We start from the raw sequence: 235 nt of genomic DNA, 5'->3' as shown, positions 1-235 counted from the left end.
GAAGGCCAAATCGTCTTCGATCAGCCGGAGCGCCATCATACGATTGAAGGACCGAAGTTTTTGAAGCGGGATGGTTGGTATTACATTCTCGCACCAGCGGGCGGGGTTGGCACAGGATGGCAGACCGTCCTCCGGTCGCGGAACATTTTTGGTCCATACGAAGACCGGATCGTGCTCGAACAAGGCAGCAGTCGGGTGAACGGACCGCACCAAGGTGGGTTGGTTGCAACGCCGC

At 57.9% G+C, this 235-nt stretch carries 1 protein-coding gene; it reads left to right on the top strand.

Annotation, left to right across the window (positions count from 1 at the left end):
• Positions 1-235, top strand: a 235-nt coding sequence (locus KVT28_RS26945; RefSeq protein WP_217551391.1) for a family 43 glycosylhydrolase, incomplete at both ends; no start/stop codon positions are given.

Source organism: Pantoea sp. GbtcB22, assembly GCF_019091025.1.
Lineage (GTDB): Bacteria > Pseudomonadota > Gammaproteobacteria > Enterobacterales > Enterobacteriaceae > Pantoea > Pantoea leporis.
The sequence above is the reverse complement of the archived record's forward strand: the minus strand, read 5'-3'. Positions and strand labels throughout refer to the sequence as shown.